This window comes from Kaistia terrae (assembly GCF_026344005.1).
Taxonomy (GTDB): Bacteria; Pseudomonadota; Alphaproteobacteria; order Rhizobiales; family Kaistiaceae; genus Kaistia; species Kaistia terrae.
The window spans coordinates 1-18,630 of the sequence record NZ_JAPKNH010000013.1; the positions used below are offsets into that span (position 1 = coordinate 1).

An 18,630-nucleotide genomic window follows, 5' to 3' on the forward strand; every position below is an offset into this window, starting at 1 on the left:
AGACCGGGGCGTCAACGATTAATTCGAACAATTCCAGCAGCGACCACTGCCTAGGATCCAGCCATGTGGATAAGCCGGCTCCAATGCCCGGCGAACCGGCAGGAACAGGCCGAATTCTGTAACGCATTGAAATGTATTAATTTTCGTTAACCGATCGCGCCGAAGTCAGGGCCGGACCGTGCTTCACTCGAAGGCAGGGCGGAGCCCCGGAATTGGACCGATACCGCTTGGCACGACGGGATCCGGGCAATCGCTCAGGAGGAGAGCCCCCTCTTCCCTCTTCCCTCTTCCCTCTTCCCTCTTCCCTCTTCCCTCTTCCCTCTTCCCTCTTCCCTCTTCCCTCTTCCCTCTTCCCTCTTCCCTCTTCTGCACTCCGTGCCAAGGAAGGCCTGCCAGCCATATTGATGACACGAAAAGGGGCGACTTCAGGAGACGGCAATGGCGGCGCTGCTTCGGTTTGGCCGGTGCCATGCGCAACGGCATGATAGACAGCGGGCAAGCTCGCCTGACAAATGCGTCCGCTTCGTTGACTTGAGCCGCCGCGAACGGCAAATTCCTTCGTCACGCGGGGCAGGCTCCAGGATCAGATGACAGGCAGTGCGAATTCTGCCGGCGACGGGGAGAATACGGAACCGTGAAGGCATCGACGCGCGGCGGCGCGCCAGCAAGAGGGACGCACGGCTCCAGGATCGACCTTGGCCGTGAGCCGCCTTTGACGGTCGGCGACACCCGCGAAGGTGTTCCGCAACGGCGCAGCGTCAGCATTCGATGGCTGACGGGAACGGTCCTCACCGGCTTTACCTCCACCATATTGATGGGCGGCGCCCTGATGGCAGCGCTCGATGGCCGTCATCAGCTTGCCTTTCCCCCAGAAGTCGGCCGCGCCGTGCGCGCCTCCGAAGCCGGCGGCGATGTCCCGGCGACCAACGGTTCGAAGGGCGATCGCATACGCGCTGCCCGCGAACCCGCTTCCGACCGCCAGGTCGTCCAGGTTTCGACCGTCACCAAGCAGGGTGATCGCGACCTCATCAAGCTGAAGCCCTTTGCCCGCATCGCGACTTCGATCGCGACAACCATTACCGCGCTCAGCGACGACGTGCCGGCCTACGACCCGGCCAAGATCGTCGCCGGAGCCGCCGCCAACCGGGGCGGAGACAAGGGCGCGGATACTCCCGCGCCAACCGCGACCGAAAAGCTCGGCGTCATCGAAGACGAGGGCGCATCGGGCGACGGTGGCGACGACGCCCTGATTGTTGAGGGCGGCAGCGGCGATGCCCCCGACGATGACAAGAGCGGCGATGCCAATGTGATCGCCGTTGGCACTGAGCAGGAACAGATCTACGGCGCCAATGTCGAGGGCGAGGTATCGATCAAGGTCAGCGACTTCCCGATCAACGAAGCCCCCCAGGCGGAAGAGCCCAGCTTCAGTCCCGACGAGGCCGAGCAGGTCGCCCGCGCCTCGATTGAGCCGACGCTTTCCAATGGCATCCAGATCGCGGCCATGCCGTATGTCGATCCCGATCGCTTCTCCTTCGACGAAAGCGGCACAGATCCCTTCTCGGCACTTGGCGTACGCATTGTGCCGGAAAACGTCTCCTTCGTGTCGAAGACCGGCCCGGCCATTCCCTCGGATGAGCGCGTCGCCGTCGTCGAGAAGAAGGAAACGCTTGACGAAGTCCTCGAAGAGAATGGCGTCGCCGCCAGCGAGGCGACGAATATCCTGTCTGCCATGTCGAATCTGATGGATCTGTCGGACCTGCAGGCTGGCCAGAAGGTCCGCATCCTCTTCTCATCGGAAGGCGAGACATCGCGGCCGATGCGCGTCTCGATCTATGACGAGGGCTCGCACCAGGCGACTGTTGCCCGGCGCGATGACGACACTTTCGTGCGCGCCGACGAGCCGGAAAGCTCGACCGATGAATTCGAAATGGCCGAGCCGGCGCCGATCGACAACAGCCCGATGCCGCGTCTCTATCAGGCCGTCTATGAGACCGCGCTGGAACAGAAGATCCCGGCTCCGCTGATCACGGAGCTCATTCACATTTTCTCCTATGACGTCGATTTCCAGTCGCGCGTCGCCCCTGGTGACACGCTCGAAGTATTCCACTCGTTGCCGGAATCCGGCGGCGCCGAGGACGACGAGGAAATTCTCTACGCGGCCATCACGCTCGATGGCGCGATCAAGCGTTACTATCGCTACCGCTCGCCGGATGATGGCGTCGTCGACTATTTTGACGAGGAAGGCCGCAGCGCCAAGAAGTTCCTCGTCCGCAAGCCGATGAATGGCGGCGTTCTTCGCTCCAACTTCGGCTATCGCAAGCACCCGATCCTTGGCTATACGCGCCTGCATCCGGGCGTCGACTGGGCCGCGCCGCGTGGCACGCCGATTCTCGCCGCCGGCAACGGAACGGTCGAGAAGGCAGGCTGGAGCTCGGGCTATGGCAATTTCACGCTCATCCGGCATACCAACGGCTATGAATCGGCTTACGGTCACCAGTCGGCCATCGCCAAGGGAATCGTTCCAGGCGCCAAAGTTCGTCAGGGCCAGTTGATCGGTTATGTCGGCTCGACCGGTCTCTCCACCGGTCCCCATCTGCACTATGAAGTGCGCATCAACAACAAGCCGGTTGATCCGCTTCGCGTGCGCCTGCCTCGCGGTCGCGTGCTCCAGGGCGAGATGCTGACGGCCTTCAAGCAGGAGAAGCTGCGCATCGACACGCTGATCGGCATGCCGGCCAGCGCCAAGGTTGCCGCGATCAGCGCCGACGTCGAAGCCACCAACTAGATACGGATCGGGAGCCAGTCCCGGGAAAGCGCGATGTTACCAGAAAGCGACAGATGACAGCCGCAGCCCGGCTGCCACGCCGAACGGCGCGGCAGCCGGCTCAATCTGTCATCCGCCTCATCTGAGGCGACTTTCCGTTTCTGGGGTGCGCCGCTGCGACGATGTCTGCAGCCGCACCGGCATGGACATCGCCATGAATTATTTCGAGAGCCCGTTTCTGGGCAAGCCGCTGATCGAGCAGGTCACCAATCCCAATATCGTTGTCGGCCGCTACAGCTACTATTCCGGCTACTATCACGGCCATTCGTTCGATGATTGCGCCCGCTTCCTGATGCCCTATCTAACCGATGTCGACCGGCTCGTGATCGGCAACTTCTGTTCGATCGGAACCGGCGCGTCTTTCATGATGGCTGGCAACCAGGGCCATCGGAACGACTGGGTCTCGACCTTCCCGTTCTTCTACCTGCCGGATGAGCCGGCGTTTGCCGATGCACTCGACGCCCATCGCCCAGCCGGCGATACGGTGATCGGCCACGATGTCTGGATCGGCGCCGAGGCAATGATCATGCCGGGTATCCGTATCGGCGATGGCGCCGTGATCGGCAGCCGGGCATTGGTGACGAAGAATGTCGAGCCCTACACGATCGTGGGCGGCAATCCGGCACGGCCAATCCGCAAACGCTTCGCGGACGAGACGATCGCCATGTTGCTCGAAATGACGTGGTGGGACTGGGAACTCGACCAGATCCGAGAGGCCATGCCCCTGCTCTGCTCGGGGGATGTCGTGGCGCTGCATCGGCACTGGCGGGCGCGTCAGCCAAAGGGATAGGCGAGCCTTCGAACAAACGAAAATGGCGCCGCATTCACATGCGGCGCCATTCTGGCATTGAAGAGGATGCAGGGCGGAAACCACCCTGCGTCTTCTGACTGGATCAGGCGGCGGCCGACGCCGTCTCGCCGCGCGGCAAGAACAGAAGCCTGTCCGTGCCGGCGGTGATCTTGATCAGCTGGCCGTCGGCGATTTCGCCGGCCAGGATCTTGTCGGCCAACGGATCCTGCACATAGCGCTGGATCACCCGCTTCAGCGGGCGAGCACCATAAGCCGGGTCGTAGCCCTTGTCGGCCAACCAGGTTCTGGCCGTGTCGTCCAGCTCCAGCGTCACCTTGCGCTCCTCGAGCAGCTTGGCGAGGCGGCCGAGCTGGATCTCGACGATCTTGCCCATCTCCGTCTTCTTCAGACGGTGGAACAGGATGATGTCGTCGAGCCGGTTCAGGAACTCGGGCCGGAAATGCCCGCGCACGACGGCCATGACCTGCTCGCGCACGCCATCGACATCCTCATCATCGCGCAGATGCGCCAGATAGTCGGAACCGAGATTCGACGTCATGATGATGATCGTGTTCTTGAAATCGACCGTTCGACCCTGACCATCGGTCAGGCGGCCATCATCCAGAACCTGCAGCAGCACGTTGAACACGTCAGGATGCGCCTTTTCGACTTCGTCGAACAGCACGACCTGATACGGCCGACGCCGCACGGCTTCGGTCAGCGACCCGCCCTCTTCATAGCCGACATAGCCCGGAGGCGCGCCGATCAACCGGGCCACGGAGTGCTTCTCCATGAACTCGGACATATCGATGCGAACCATCGCCGTCTCGTCGTCGAACAGGAACGAGGCGACCGCCTTGGTCAGCTCCGTCTTGCCGACGCCCGTCGGGCCAAGGAAGAGGAACGAGCCGATCGGCCGGTTCGGGTCCTGAAGACCCGCACGAGAGCGACGAACGGCGGTCGAGACGGCATGCACCGCCTCGGCCTGGCCGACAACGCGCCGGGCCAGATCGTCCTCCATGTGCAGCAGCTTCTCACGCTCGCCCTGCAGCATCTTGTCGACCGGAATACCGGTCCAGCGCGCGACGATCTGCGCGATGTGTTCGGGCGTCACCGCCTCTTCCATCATCGTGCTGGTCTGCGCCTTCTCGGCCTCGACAAGCTGACGCTCCAACGTCGGGATCGCGCCATAGGCAAGCTCGCCGGCTTTCGCCAGATCGCCGGTGCGCTGCGCCTTGTCGAGGTCGCTGCGTGCCTGGTCCAGCTGTTCCTTCAGCTTCTGCGCCACGTTCAGCTTCTGCTTCTCGGCCTGCCAGCGCTGGGTAAAGGCTGACGATTCCTCTTCGAGGTCCGTCAGCTCCTTTTCCAGCCGCTCGAGCCGGTCTTTCGAAGCCTGGTCCGTCTCCTTCTTCAGCGCTTCGCGCTCGATCTTGAGCTGGATGACGCGCCGATCGAGTTCATCGAGCGCTTCCGGCTTGGAATCGACCTGCATGCGCAGCCGCGCCGACGCCTCGTCCATCAGGTCGATCGCCTTGTCCGGCAGGAACCGGTCGGTGATGTAGCGGTTCGACAGGGTCGCGGCGGCGACAAGCGCGGAGTCGGTGATCCGCACGCCATGGTGCAGCTCATACTTCTCCTTGATGCCGCGCAGGATCGAGATCGTGTCCTCGACCGTCGGCTCTCCGACGAAGATCGGCTGGAACCGGCGAGCAAGAGCCGCGTCTTTCTCGACATGCTTGCGGTATTCTTCGAGCGTCGTGGCGCCGACGCAGTGAAGCTCACCGCGCGCCAGAGCCGGCTTCAACAGGTTCGACGCATCCATGGCGCCATCCGCCTTGCCGGCGCCAACCAGCGTGTGCATCTCGTCGATGAACAGGATGATTCCGCCATCTGCCGCGGTGACTTCGGAGAGCACGGCCTTCAGCCGTTCCTCGAATTCGCCGCGATATTTCGCACCGGCGATCAACGAGCCCATGTCGAGGGCGAGAAGGCGTTTATCCTTCAGGCTTTCCGGTACGTCGCCATTGACGATCCGAAGCGCCAGGCCTTCCGCGATCGCGGTCTTGCCGACGCCCGGCTCGCCGATCAGGACCGGATTGTTCTTGGTCCGGCGCGACAGAACCTGGATCGTGCGGCGGATCTCGTCATCCCGGCCAATGACCGGATCGAGCTTGCCGTCACGGGCCACCTGGGTGAGATCGCGGGCATACTTCTTAAGAGCGTCATACTGACCCTCGGCGCCCGCCGTATCTGCGGTCCGCCCCTGGCGCAGCGCTTCGATAGCGCGGTTCAGGTTGACCGGCGTCACACCGGCATCCTTGAGGATGTTTGCGGTCTTGGAATCTTTCTCCAGCGCAAGCGCCAGCAGCAGCCGTTCGACAGTGACAAAGCTGTCGCCGGCCTTCTTGGCCAGATCGGATGCCTGCTGGAAAACCTTGGCAAGCGGAGGCGCGAGGTAGAGCTGACCCGCTCCGCCGCCGGAGACCTTCGGCATCGCATCGAGCACGAGCTCGGTCGCGGCAAGCGCCTGGCGGGAATTGCCCCCCGCGCTGTCGATCAACCCGCCGGCGAGACCTTCCTCGTCGTCGAGCAGAACCTTCAAGAGATGTTCGGGGGTGAACTGCTGATTGCCACGTGTCATGGCGAGCGTCTGCGCCGACTGGATGAACCCCTGCGCGCGCTCAGAATAATTATCGAAATTCATGTCTGTGCCTCCTGACCCGGTCCCACCGCCCCGAAGGCGCGAATGGGCCGCTCGAATATGGACCTGCGTCCGGCGACAGCCAAGCTTGGCCTGCCGCCTGAAGAGGATATGGTGTTGCAATGCAGCAACAGAAAGGGGCGGCAGCAAAAAATTTAACGCGCAGATTGCATCGGAGACGTTAGCGGTTCGGCCCGCGACCTGACACCGAAAGCAAAACGCCCGGGCGTTGGCCCGGGCGTTTTATTGGTCTTGGAGGTGGAACGACTTACTCGTCGCCAGCCGGTTCGCTGGCCAAAGCTGGCTCGGATGCGGCCTCATCGTCCCCCGTGCGAGCCCGCGCACGGGTAGTGCGACGACGGCGCGGCCGGAACTCCTCCTCGTCGGCCGAGGCAGAACCCTCGGTGCCGAGGTCGAGGCTCGGAGCCGCTTCAGCGGCCGCAGCCGCAGCGGCTTCTGCCGCGGCAGCCCGTCCGGCCTTGGCCGCGTTGCTCCTCGGCGCACGGGTCGGCGCGGGTGATGCGGGAGCGACATCCGCCACAACGGCAGCCACAACGACCGGCTCGACCTTCACGGCCTCAACCACCTCTGCCTGAACGGCTGCCGGTGCCTGAACAGCTGCCGGCCTGACAGGCTCGGCGGCGGGCTGGAACTGCGGCACATCAACAGCCGGCTGCGGCGAAGGCTCGCCCGTTACGAAACGCGGCAGCTGCGAATGCTCGTTGCGATCGCCGCGATCCGAGCGGTCGCCACGATCCCGGCGCTCGCCGCGATCCGAACGCGGCTGGCGATCCGTGCGTTCCGGACGATCCTGACGCTCGGGGCGATCCGCACGCTGTTCGCTGCGCTCCGGCCGATCGGCACGCGGTTCCGTCCGGTCGGGGCGGTCGGCGCGCGGCTCATTGCGATCGGTACGCGGCTCGTTACGATCCGAACGCGACTCGAACCGATCCTGACGGTCGCCACGATCCTGACGATCGGCGCGCGCGGGACGCTCGGAGCGATCCTGGCGATCCGGGCGATCCTGACGGTTCGAGCGGTCTTGACGGTCTTGACGATCGGGACGGTCCTGACGTTCCGAACCCTCGCGAGCCTCGCCATTCTGTCCAGCGTCCTGGGAGCCGTTGACATAGGGCTGCGGGTCGTTCGGCCCGACATTGCCGTCGTTTTCACGCGGCTGCTGTGCCTGCTGGCCGCGCTCCTGATTGTGCGCCTGACCGAAACGCTCGCTGAAGCGATCGTCCTCTTCGTCGAGACCCTCATCGTCCTGATCGGCGCGATAAGAGGGCTGCGGCTGTTGGGAGTTCTGCGGATTCAGCGCCTGAGCGGCGGCGATGACGCGGAAATAGTGCTCGGCATGCTGCAGATAGCTTTCGGCCATCACCCGGTCGCCCGACGACTGTGCGTCGCGCGCCAGCGTCACATACTTCTCCGCGATATGGAGAGCGGTGCCGCGGATTTTCACATCCGGACCATTGCTCTCGAACGAGCGGGTAAGCGGGTTGGGGCCCTTGCGGTTCTGGTTGCTGTTATTGTTATTGCTGTTGTTGTTCCGCCCGCGCATCCGCTTGTTATTGTTATTGTTGTTCTGCTGTCCTTGTCTCATGAATTTTCTCTTCCGGGACCAACAAGGTCAAAAAATCTCTTCGGCCGAAGCGAAACGCTGGCCGGACAAATCCGTCGATCGGGTCGCCCCAAGCCGAAGCTCGAAACGCCGGGACCGGCGAAAACGATCGTCACTCTTCCGCGGAACAAGGCAGCCCAACGTCCAGTCTTGAGACCTGAGGCGACCTGGCCACCGCCGGAGCGGGGCGTCCTGGGAATTCGTGTCGTGCCGAGTAGAGATGACGCTCAAGGTTACCAGAGCCGGTCGATCTCCCCCGATACGACCCTCATGGCCAATCTGGTGGCCTTTGCCGCGGCGCTCCCGATCGTGGCTTTCGCTTCAACGTACGGGAGACACATCATTCCATCTGCGGCTGCTCGGAAACTAGCCGTTTCCCGGCCGATTTCCAAGCGGATTATTCAGTTTAGCCTCCGAGCCACTACCGAGCGCGATCAATTTTGCCGGATCAGTTCGACGACACGGTCATGACCGGCGAGATCGGGATGAATTACACCCTCGAAGCCGGCAAGCCGTGCGAGCGAGCCCAAAGCGTCACCCTGATCGTAGCCAATTTCGAAAAACGCCGCGCCTCCGGGCTGCATCACCCGGTCGAGGTCCCGAAGGATCTCCCTGTAGGCATCGAGACCGTCGTCACCCCCGTCCAGTGCCAGCATTGGATCGTGGTCCTTGACCTCCCGATCCAAGCTCTGAATGACGTTACGTTGTATATAGGGCGGATTTGAGACGATTACATCCACCGGGCAACAACTGGCCGACCAAGAGCCTTGAATGAACACGCTGCGATCGGAAAATCCGAGCCGCTGGGCGTTTTCCCGGGCTGTGCGCGCCGCGCCTTCGGATAGATCGATGCCGACGCCACGCGCCTGCGGCAGGGCGCTCAAGAGCGCGATCAGGATCGCGCCGCTGCCCGTGCCGATGTCGACAATGCGCAAGGGCGCGTCACGACCATGGGTGCGGTCGATCCAGGCAAGCGCCGCCTCGACCAGCGTCTCGGTATCCGGACGCGGCACCAGCGTGGCGTCGGAGAGGCGGAAGCTCAGGCCCCAGAACTCCTTCTCGCCGATAATCCGCGCGACCGGCTCGCCGGCAAGCCGCCGTTCGATCGCCACGTCGATAGCGTGGATCTCCGGCTCCGACAGCGTCCGGTCATCGACGAGAACAAGTTGATCCGGCGCCATCCCGAGGGCCGAAGCAATCAGCAGCCGGGCATCCAGCGCCGGGGTCGCATCGGCGCCCAAGCCCGCGGACAGCCGCTTCGCCGCGGCACGGCGCGCCGCCCCAAGCGTAGCGGCCGCCCCAATCATGAATCGAGCGCGGCGAGCAGGCCCGCCTGATGCTCGGTGATCAGCGGCTCGATGATCTCGTCGAGCGCCTCGCCGGCCATAACCGCATCGAGCTTATAGAGCGTCAGGTTGATGCGGTGGTCGGTGACGCGACCCTGCGGGAAATTATAGGTGCGGATACGCTCGGAACGATCGCCCGACCCAACCTGGCCCTTGCGATCGGCCGCGCGTTCCGACGAAAGGCGCTCGCGCTCCTGGTCAAACAACCGGGCGCGCAGAATCTGCGTCGCTTGGGCGCGGTTCTGGTGCTGGGAGCGTCCCGCCACGACGATGACGGTTCCTGTCGGAATATGCGTGATGCGCACGGCCGTATCCGTCGTGTTGGCGTGCTGGCCGCCGGCAGAGGAAGCGCGGGTCGTGTCGATCTTGATGTCTTCGGGACGGATGTCGATGTCGACATCTTCCGCCTCGGGCAGCACGGCGACAGTCGCGGCCGAGGTATGGATGCGACCGCTCGCCTCCGTCGCCGGTACGCGTTGGACCCGGTGCGCACCGGACTCGAACTTGAAGCGCGCGAACACGCCCTTGCCGGTAACGTCGGCGATGATTTCCTTGTAGCCGCCGGCCTCGCCCTCGCTCTCCGAGAGAACCTGGACGCGCCAGCCATGCAGCGCGGCATAGCGCTGATACATGCGGAAGAGATCTCCCGCGAACAGAGCCGCCTCGTCGCCGCCGGTGCCGGCGCGAATTTCGAGAATGGCGCTCTTTTCGTCGGCCGCATCGCGTGGCAGCAGCAGGACGCGGATTTCCTGGACCAGCGCGTCGATCTGCGCTTCGAGCGAGCCGCGCTCTTCCTCGGCAAGCGCCGCCATTTCCGGATCGCCGGCGAGATCGTCCAACGCCTCGCGCTCGGAAAGCGCCGCCTTTATCCGGTAGACGGCCTCGGCAATATCCTGCAGCTCGGCGCGTTCCTTGGACAATTGCACCAAGGTCGCGCCGTCGCTGGTGGCGGCAAGCTTCTGATCGATAACCTCGGCGCGGGCGACGAGATGATTGATCTTTTCCCAAGGAAGACCGGGCGGCAGCAAGGAGGTCAGATCGGTACGCCTTCGGCTTCGGCGAAGGCGGAAAGCGCCGCGCGGACGCCGTCCTCGCCATCGTCCAGGGCTAGGAGGGGATCAAGCACGGCCTTCAGCCGCGCCACATCGAGGGCCAGCAACATCGCCTTGACCGGGCCGATCGAGGCCGCCGACATAGAGAGCGAACGGAAGCCGATGCCGGTCAGCGCCATCGCCGCGAGCGGGCGGCTGGCGATTTCGCCGCAAAGCGTGACCAGCCTTTCATGCCGGTCCGCCGCCTCCACGATCATGCGAAGCGTGCGCAGGAAATGGCGCGACAACGCATCGAAGCGGCTGGCGACGCGGGTATTTCCCCGGTCGCTCGCCGTCATGTATTGCAGCAGATCATTGGAACCGACCGAGACGAAATCGACGGCCTCCATCAGTGAATCGAGCTGGAACAGCAGAGCCGGAACTTCCAGCATCGAGCCAAGCAGGATCCGCGTCGGCTCCTTGTGGCCATGTCGCCGCAACTGCGCGACCTCACGGTCCAGCAAGGCGCGAGCCCTGCGGATCTCGCTCACTTCGGTGACCATCGGCAGCATGACGCGCAATTCGCGACCGGCCGCCGCGTGCAACAGCGCCCGCAACTGCATGCGCAGCAGGCCAGGACGATCGAGGCCGAGGCGGATCGCCCGCCAGCCGAGCGCCGGATTCTCTTCCGGCTGCATCCGCATATAGGGCAGCACCTTGTCGCCGCCGATATCGAGCGTGCGGAACGTCACCGGCCGATTTCCGCTGGCCTTCAGCACGGCAGCGTAGAGCGTGGTCTGCTCATCCATCCTCGGCATGGTCGATGCGACCATGAACTGCAGCTCGGTGCGGAAGAGGCCGATGCCCTCGGCGCCCGCCTCTGCGAGATGCGGCAGGTCGACCAGCAGGCCGGCATTCATGTTGAGCGAGACGCGATGACCATCAAGGGTGACCGCCGGCTTGTTGCGCAGGAGCCTGTATTGCGCCTGACGCTTGGCCCGGAACTTGACCTTTTCGCCATAGGCGGCCTCGACGTCGGCTGGCGGCCGGACATGGGCCTCGCCGCTCTCGGCGTCGAGAATGATCGCGTCGCCGTTTTCGACCAGCGAGACGATGTTGGCAGCGCGACCGATGGTGGCGATGCCGAGCGCGCGCGCGACAATCGTCACGTGGCTGGTCGCCCCGCCCTCCTCCAGCACCAGACCGCGCACACGGCTGCGGTCATAGTCGAGCAGTTCGGCCGCGCCCATGTTGCGCGCGACGATGATGCTGTCCTTGGGCAGGCTGGCGCCATCAGGTCCGTGCGACTTGCCCATCAGCTCGCGCAGGAGCCGGTTGGCGAGATCGTCGAAATCGTGCAGCCGCTCGCGCAGATACGGGTCGGTCTGGCGCTGCAGGCGGGCGCGCGTATCGCTCTGCACCTTCTCGACGGCGGCTTCCGCGGAAAGCCCGTTCTGGATCGCCTCGTCCATGCGGCGAACCCAGCCGCGGTCATAGGCGAACATGCGATAGGCTTCGAGAATGTCGCGATGCTCGCCCGCCGGCGCGATATCGTCGCGCGAGAGCATGTCATCGACCGAAAGGCGCAGGTTGGCGATCGACTGTTCCAGCCGCTGGCTTTCCTTGTCCGTATCCTCGGCAATCAACTGCGTAACGACGACGCGCGGCTCATGCAGCACGACATGACCGAGCGCAATGCCATCGGAGAGCGGCGTGCCCTTCAGCGAGAGCGGACGCTTGACGTCGAGCGAGGTGCCGGGCCGGGCGAGGCCCTGGAGTTCGCCGACCGCGATCATCTCGGCCAGAACCATCGCCGTCGTCTGCAGCGCTTCGACTTCTTCGTCGTAATAGGTGCGATGCGCCCGGTTCTGCACGACGAGGACGCCCAGCGTCCGGCCGGCGCGCAAGATCGGCACGCCGAGGAAGGCGTTGTAAATTTCTTCGCCCGTTTCCGGGAGATAGGCAAAGGCGGGGTGGCTTTGGGCGTCCTGCAGATTGAGCGGACGCGCCTCGGAGGCGATCAGGCCGACCAGGCCCTGGCCGACGCGCAGGCCAGCATGGTGGACCGCCGAACGGTTAAGGCCTTCGGTTGCGTAAAGCTCCAGAACGTCGTCGGCGCGCAACACATAGACCGAGCACACCTCGGCCACCATGTTGGCCGCGATCTGGGCAACGATCTTGTCGAGCCGGTCTTGCGCGCTGATCGGCTCCGCCATGATTTCGCGCAGGCGACGGAGCAGGACGCGCGGCCCGGCGAGTGACCCCCGCATGGTCCGCCTTCCGCAATTTGAGAGCTGTGACGGGTTCCGACCACCGAAATCCGTCTTGGGCAACCGACCGATTCGGCCGGTTCCCCGCATGCTTTCCTACCTAGTCGTGGCACGAGTTAGGCAGAAGGTAAAATGCTGTTTCGTCGGGTCGAAAAGCCTGTTGATCAGGCAGCATCCAGCCCATAGAGCGAATGCAGCGTCCGCACTGCGAGCTCGGTATACGGCGCGTCGATCAGGATGGAAATCTTGATCTCCGACGTCGTGATGGCGCGAATGTTGATGCCTTTGCCGGCCAGCGCCTTGAAGGCGGAAGCGGCGACGCCGGCATGGCTTCGCATGCCGATGCCGATCACCGAGACCTTGGTCAGGTCGCGCGAGCCCTGCACGCTGGTATAGCCGATCGAATCGCGCGCCTGCTCCAGCACCTTCCAGGCCCGATCGAAATCGGTGGTCGGCACGGTGAAGGTCATGTCGGTGGTCGTGCCGTCTTCCGAGACGTTCTGCACGATCATGTCGACATTGATGTTGGCCTCGGCCAGCGGCACGAACACCGCGGCGGCGACACCCGGCTTATCGGCGACTTCGCGGAGCGAGATCTGAGCCTCGTCCTTGGCGTAGGCGATACCGGTAACAACCTGCTTTTCCACGATCTCGTCCTCGTCGCAAATAAGGGTGCCTGGGGGATTGTTGGGATCGGCGAGACGCGGATCTTCCGGGTCGACGAAACTGGACCGCACGAAGGTCCGCACACCATGCACCATAGCCAGTTCGACCGAACGCACCTGCAGCACCTTGGCGCCCAGCGACGCCATCTCAAGCATTTCTTCATGCGAGACGCGGTCGAGGCGCTTGGCCTTCGGCACCATGCGGGGATCGGTCGTGTAGACGCCATCGACGTCCGTATAAATATCACAGCGATCGGCCTTGATCGCAGCGGCGATTGCGACAGCGCTCGTGTCGGAGCCGCCACGGCCAAGTGTCGCGATGCGGTTGTCGGGGCCGATGCCCTGGAACCCTGCGACGACCGCGACCTGACCCTGCTCCAGCCGTTCGATCAACCGCGAGCCGTCAATATCGACGATCCGCGCGGCGCCATGGGCGCCATCGGTACGGATCGGGATCTGCCAGCCCTGCCAGGAGCGAGCATTGATGCCCATTTCCTGCAGCGCGATTGCCAGGAGGCCGGACGTCACCTGCTCGCCGGAGGCCACGACAGCGTCATACTCGCGCGCATCGTGCATGGGCGCCGCGGCGCGCGTCCAATTGACGAGTTCGTTGGTCTTGCCGGACATGGCCGAAACCACGACGGCGACCTGGAAACCCGCATCGACCTCGCGTTTGACGTGACGAGCCACAATGCGGATGCGATCGATATCGGCGACGGAGGTTCCGCCGAACTTCATCACCAGCCGGGCCATCAGCAACCTTTGAAGGGCAGTTTCCGCAGATCGTGCGGAAGAGATTGAAGGAGTTCCGGCTAACAAGAACAACCGGACGGGCGCCTTCATAGCGGCTTCGGAAAGAAGCCGCAACGGCAACGGAGCCCCACCAGCGCCAAGCCTTGGGAATGGGGTGGGACAACGTCGAAAACAACCGACCGAGGCTCGAGGCCCGACGCACGCGACATCGAAGCGGGCGACCGCCGCCTTGACTTCACACCCCGTGACGACGACGTTCGCCGCAGAAGGAGCCGCCCATGTCAGCCGCAAGCACCACCCTCGATCCAGGCACCACGGTCGATCCGGACGAAATCGCGCATTTCTCCGCGATCGCCAGCGAATGGTGGGCGCCGAACGGCAAGTTCGCGCCGTTGCACCGGCTGAACCCGATCCGCATCGGCTTCATCAAGGAAGAGGCGGCGCGCCTGTTCGGCCGCGACGGCAAGGATCCGAAGGCGCTCCAGGGTCTTCGCGTGCTCGATATCGGCTGCGGCGGCGGCCTGCTTTCCGAACCGATGGCGCGACTTGGCGCGACCGTTATCGGCGCCGATGCGTCGGAAACCAACATCGGCGTCGCATCCCTGCATGCGAGCGAAGCCGGCCTCGACATCGACTACCGGGCGACGACGGCCGAAGCGCTGGGCGCTGCCGGCGAACGATTCGACATCGTGCTCGCCATGGAGATCGTCGAGCATGTCGCCGATCTACCGCTCTTCATCCGCGAGACATCGGCGATGGTGAGGCCAGGCGGGCTCATGGTCCTCTCGACCATCAACCGCACGCCAAAAGCCTGGGCACTGGCGATTTTCGGCGCGGAAGTCGTGCTGCGCTGGCTGCCGCGTGGCACACATAGCTACGACAAGCTCGTGCGTCCTTCGGAGCTCACGGCGGCGCTGGCGGAAAACGGCCTCGACCTCTCGGCCGAGACCGGCGTTGTCTACAATCCGCTGCGGGACCAGTGGAGCCAGTCAACCGACATGGACGTGAACTACATGCTGTCGGCCGTACGCCGCTAACCAGCACGGCCGAAGATACCGGCGTCCGGCTAGTTGCCGTCTTCGGGAAGCGTCGGCAAGGGCAGGAAATCGATGCCCTCGTCGATCAGCGAGCGGGCCTCTTCCGGCGAAGCCTCGCCATAGATGCCGCGCGCCTCGACCTCCTGATAGTGGATCTTGCGCGCTTCCTCGGCGAACTTGCCGCCGACATAGTCGGCATTTTCGGTCACATGCTCGCGCAGCTTGCGCATCATTTCGACCATGGCGACCTGACGCGGATCGGGCGCCGCGACCTTGACGGCCGCCGCTTCGCGCTTGCGCGCCGTCGCAACCGACGGCGCCATCAAGGCTTTCACGACATCGCTGGTCCCGCATTCGGGACACGTTACAGCACGCGCCTTGGCTGCCTTGTCAAAGGCAGCCGCATCGCGAAACCAGCTTTCAAAGTCGTGCCCGGCCGTACAGACGAGATTGTATCGGATCATGACGTCTATATGGGGGTCAGATCGCGAAGCTGCCAACCTGAGGCATCTCGGGCAGGGCGAAATCCCGCGCATTCACGAGCGCCGGAATGGCTAGGCGCGCCGAAGCGGAGAAGGCGGGATCGATTTCGGCGATGATGAAACCAGGCTGATCGTCCGCCTCGGCCAGGATCTTGCCCCACGGATCGATGATCATGCTGTGGCCATAGGTGTCGCGGCCGTCCTCGTGATGGCCAGCCTGCGCCGCTGCCGCGATATAGGAGCCGGTCTCGATGGCACGCGAACGCAGCAGAACATGCCAATGCGCCTCGCCGGTCTTCTTGGTGAAGGCGGCAGGCACGGCGAGGATCGATGCGCCGGCCTTGGCCAGCGTCCGGTGCAAGGCGGGGAAGCGCACGTCGTAGCAGATCGTCAGGCCGATCTTCGTCCACGGCAGGTCAGCGACGATCGCCGTGTCGCCGGCGCGGTATGTCGCCGATTCGCGATAGCTCTCGCCGCCGGAAAGATCGACATCGAACATGTGGATCTTGTCGTAGCGCCCGATGATGGCGCCGTTCGGCGCGATCAGGAACGAGCGATTGGCGATGTGGTCGTCTGCGAGCTTGATCGCCATCGAGCCGATATGGAGATGAATGCCCAATTCGCGCGCGATCTCGCGAAAACGCTGCAGCGACGGGTCGATCTCTTCCGGGCCGATCGAGGCAAGAAGCGCTTCCTTGTCGCGGTCGAGGATCGTCGTCATTTCCGGTGTCAGCACATACCCAGCGCCGGCCGCTGCCGCAGCGCGGATCAGAGCTTCGGCGTCATCGACGTTCGCTGCCACCGAGCGCCCGCTGCGCATCTGGACGCAAGCCGCTTTGAAGCTCGTCATCGGCTCTCTCCTTGATTGTCTGAATGGAAATGGCGGCCGTCAGGACGCCAGCAGCATATCCAGACGCCCTTGGGCGTCGAGATCGTGTAGGTCGTCGCAGCCGCCGACATGCGTCGCGCCGATGAAAATTTGGGGGAAGGTCGAGCGCCCCTGGGCGCGTCCGATCATTTCCTGGCGCAGTTCCGGCTTGCCGGTGGCGTCGAATTCGACATACGCAACGCCCTTGTTTTCCAGAAGGCGCTTGGCGGATGAACAATATCCGCAGGCCTGCCGGGTGTAGATGATCACTTCGGCCATGTGCAATCCTGATGAAAGGGAGCCGCCTATATAGGCTTCAGCCTAGCCCTTCGACAACCCGCGCGAAGACGACGACATCGACGCCCGCCGCTCCACCGCGCAGAAGCGCTCGTGTCACGGCCTTCGCCGTGGCCCCGGTCGTATACACATCATCGACCAGAAGTACGTGGCGGCCAGCGAGTTTCGCCTTCGCCTCCGGCGACACCCGAAATGCGCCCTGAACGTTGGCCGCGCGCTCGGTCGCCTTCAGCCCGACCTGTCGGCGCGTCGGCTTGATCCGGTCTACCAGATTGGAGCCATGCGGCTTTTCCAGTCCCTTTGCGATCTCCGCCGCGATCATGGCCGACTGGTTGAAGCGCCGCTGCCAGAGCCGGCGCGGATGCAGCGGAACCGGCACCACGACGTCCACGTCTACGGTAATGTCGCCCGCCGCCCGCATCATCATCGCACCGAGCGACCGGGCAAGCTCCGTGTGATCATGATATTTCAACGCCTGCACGATGCGGCCGGAAAAATCGTCATAGACAGCGACGGCGCGCAATCGACCGAAGGGCGGAGGATCGGCGATCGCCTCGGCCGAAAGCGCTTCCGGGCCGATATCATATCCGAAGGGAATAGCGAGCCGCTGGCAGAAGGGCCGTTCGATCAGCCGCAACTGGCTCCAGCAGGTCGCGCAGAGCGCCCCGGTCGCCGCCACCGGCCGGCTACAGGCCATGCAGGCCGGCGGCAAAGCGAGGCCAACCAGAAGCCGCCCCACAGCGCTTGCGCGCGCCTGGAGAGAATTCAGGAAAGTCGGTTTGTCGACCGCAGCGCACTCGTGCATGCCGTAACGTAATGCAAAACGGCTTTGACCGGAAGGACGGTGGGTTCCATAACCGCCGCCAACACATCCATCAGGAAGGCTGTCTCATGGCCGGCGCCCCCACACTTTTCGACCGAAGCCTGCTCGATCTGCATCGCGCCCGCGCCGAAAGGCTGGCCGTTCCGGGCAGCGATTTCCTGCTTGCCCGCACCATCGAAGACCTGATGGACCGCCTTTCGACGGTAAACCGCCATTTTGAACAGGCAGTGGATATCGGCGATCTTACGCCCGCGCTTGCCGCCGCGCTCCGCGAACGGGGCCAAGGCGGTGTGGTGAGGCGCGTCCGCCTGGACGAAAACGAGGGTCTGCCGCTGGAGCCGGGCTCGGTCGACCTTGCCATCAGCGCCCTGTCATTCCAGTGGGTCAATGATTTGCCGGGGCTGCTGGCGCAGATCAAACGGGCGCTGAAGCCGGACGGCCTGCTGCTGGCCACCCTCATCGGCGGCGACTCCTTGCAGGAGTTGCGCGCCGTTCTGACCGAGGCGGAAAGCGACATTCGCGGCGGCGCAGCCCCACGTGTAGCCCCCTTCGCCGATGTTCGCGATATCGGCGCGCTGTTGCAGCGCGCTGGCTTCGCCTTGCCGGTGACGGATACCGATCGCCTCATCGTGCGATATGACAGCTTGTTTCATCTGATGCGCGACCTGCGAGCCATGGGGGCGACCAACGCACTCGTCGCCCGCGATCCGCGCCCGCTCACGCGCCCCATCCTGGCCCGTGCCGCCACGCTCTATGCCGAGCGATACGCCGATGCCGACGGGCGCATCCGGGCTACTTTCGAAGTGATCGCGCTCTCGGGCTGGTCGCCACATGAAAGCCAGCAGAAACCACTCAAGCCGGGTTCTGCCAAGTTACGGCTCGCTGATGCGCTCGAAGCCGCGCGGAAGGAGAGAGAGGGGTCGCCGGATTAGGCGCTCAGGCCTGCCAGGCCATCGCAGCGACCCGTTCGTAAAGCGCCACGATCCCGCCGCTGGTGAAAGTCACGGCGATCAGCGCCAGCACGATGACGCCGATGATCAGGCCATATTCGAGCGCGATCGGCCCACGGCGGGCGCGCAAAAAACGTAGCAGGGAATGACCAGCGGCGGCGTTCATCGA

The 18,630-nt window shown here is 64.1% G+C and carries 15 protein-coding genes; 4 read left to right on the forward strand and 11 right to left on the reverse strand.

The genetic code is table 11. The features are described from left to right. Positions 1-634: 634 nt before the first annotated feature. Complete coding sequence (locus tag OSH12_RS23290) at positions 635-2,785, forward strand: M23 family metallopeptidase (RefSeq protein WP_266346031.1); 2,151 nt, start codon at positions 635-637, stop codon at positions 2,783-2,785. A 193-nt stretch (positions 2,786-2,978) separates the two neighbouring features. After that, positions 2,979-3,614 (forward strand): type B chloramphenicol O-acetyltransferase, encoded by a 636-nt coding sequence (catB, locus tag OSH12_RS23295; RefSeq protein WP_266346032.1) that lies wholly within the window; start codon positions 2,979-2,981, stop codon positions 3,612-3,614. Between the two features lie 103 nt (positions 3,615-3,717). Here catB and clpB read toward each other — a convergent pair whose 3' ends face one another. The 6 genes from clpB to OSH12_RS23325 form a co-directional block, all read right to left on the reverse strand. After that, a complete protein-coding gene (clpB, locus tag OSH12_RS23300) occupies positions 3,718-6,318 on the reverse strand; it encodes an ATP-dependent chaperone ClpB (protein ID WP_266346033.1) in 2,601 nt (866 codons plus the stop codon). Positions 6,319-6,583: 265 nt separating this feature from the next. Then, positions 6,584-7,921, reverse strand: a complete 1,338-nt coding sequence (locus tag OSH12_RS23305) for a DUF4167 domain-containing protein (protein WP_266346034.1) — start codon at positions 7,919-7,921, stop codon at positions 6,584-6,586. 452 nt (positions 7,922-8,373) lie between these two features. Further along, positions 8,374-9,246 (reverse strand): peptide chain release factor N(5)-glutamine methyltransferase, encoded by an 873-nt coding sequence (prmC, locus tag OSH12_RS23310; RefSeq protein ID WP_266346035.1) that lies wholly within the window; start codon positions 9,244-9,246, stop codon positions 8,374-8,376. Next, positions 9,243-10,313: a peptide chain release factor 1 gene (gene prfA / locus OSH12_RS23315; RefSeq protein ID WP_266346036.1), complete on the reverse strand. Its 1,071-nt coding sequence runs from the start codon at positions 10,311-10,313 to the stop codon at positions 9,243-9,245. Before prfA ends, prmC begins: the two co-directional genes overlap by 4 nt. 5 nt (positions 10,314-10,318) lie before the next feature. Next, the gene (ptsP, locus tag OSH12_RS23320; RefSeq protein ID WP_266346037.1) at positions 10,319-12,586 is read right to left on the reverse strand and encodes a phosphoenolpyruvate--protein phosphotransferase; all 2,268 of its coding nucleotides are present in this window, start codon (positions 12,584-12,586) and stop codon (positions 10,319-10,321) included. A gap of 164 nt (positions 12,587-12,750) precedes the next feature. Beyond that, complete coding sequence (locus tag OSH12_RS23325; RefSeq protein ID WP_266346038.1) at positions 12,751-14,004, reverse strand: aspartate kinase; 1,254 nt, start codon at positions 14,002-14,004, stop codon at positions 12,751-12,753. A gap of 278 nt (positions 14,005-14,282) precedes the next feature. Here OSH12_RS23325 and ubiG point away from each other — a divergent pair, with 278 nt between their 5' ends. Further along, on the forward strand, positions 14,283-15,041 hold the full coding sequence (gene ubiG / locus OSH12_RS23330; RefSeq protein WP_266346039.1) for a bifunctional 2-polyprenyl-6-hydroxyphenol methylase/3-demethylubiquinol 3-O-methyltransferase UbiG: 759 nt from the start codon (positions 14,283-14,285) through the stop codon (positions 15,039-15,041). 29 nt (positions 15,042-15,070) lie between these two features. On the opposite strand, the gene OSH12_RS23335 is transcribed toward ubiG, so the two are convergent. From OSH12_RS23335 to OSH12_RS23350, 4 genes are read right to left on the reverse strand one after another with little or no spacing between them, the layout of a single operon-like run. Next, positions 15,071-15,505, reverse strand: a complete 435-nt coding sequence (locus OSH12_RS23335) for a DUF1178 family protein (RefSeq protein WP_266346040.1) — start codon at positions 15,503-15,505, stop codon at positions 15,071-15,073. Positions 15,506-15,521: 16 nt separating this feature from the next. Further along, complete coding sequence (locus tag OSH12_RS23340; RefSeq protein ID WP_266346041.1) at positions 15,522-16,373, reverse strand: carbon-nitrogen hydrolase family protein; 852 nt, start codon at positions 16,371-16,373, stop codon at positions 15,522-15,524. A gap of 39 nt (positions 16,374-16,412) precedes the next feature. Beyond that, complete coding sequence (gene grxC, locus OSH12_RS23345) at positions 16,413-16,670, reverse strand: glutaredoxin 3 (RefSeq protein ID WP_266346042.1); 258 nt, start codon at positions 16,668-16,670, stop codon at positions 16,413-16,415. A 37-nt stretch (positions 16,671-16,707) separates the two neighbouring features. Continuing rightward, on the reverse strand, positions 16,708-17,493 hold the full coding sequence (locus tag OSH12_RS23350; RefSeq protein WP_380225629.1) for a ComF family protein: 786 nt from the start codon (positions 17,491-17,493) through the stop codon (positions 16,708-16,710). Between the two features lie 86 nt (positions 17,494-17,579). On the opposite strand from OSH12_RS23350, the gene OSH12_RS23355 reads away from it, so the two are divergent. After that, the gene (locus OSH12_RS23355) at positions 17,580-18,443 is read left to right on the forward strand and encodes a methyltransferase domain-containing protein (RefSeq protein WP_266346159.1); all 864 of its coding nucleotides are present in this window, start codon (positions 17,580-17,582) and stop codon (positions 18,441-18,443) included. 4 nt (positions 18,444-18,447) lie between these two features. Here OSH12_RS23355 and OSH12_RS23360 read toward each other — a convergent pair whose 3' ends face one another. Beyond that, complete coding sequence (locus OSH12_RS23360) at positions 18,448-18,627, reverse strand: Flp family type IVb pilin (protein WP_266346044.1); 180 nt, start codon at positions 18,625-18,627, stop codon at positions 18,448-18,450. Between the last annotated feature and the right edge of the window lie 3 nt (positions 18,628-18,630).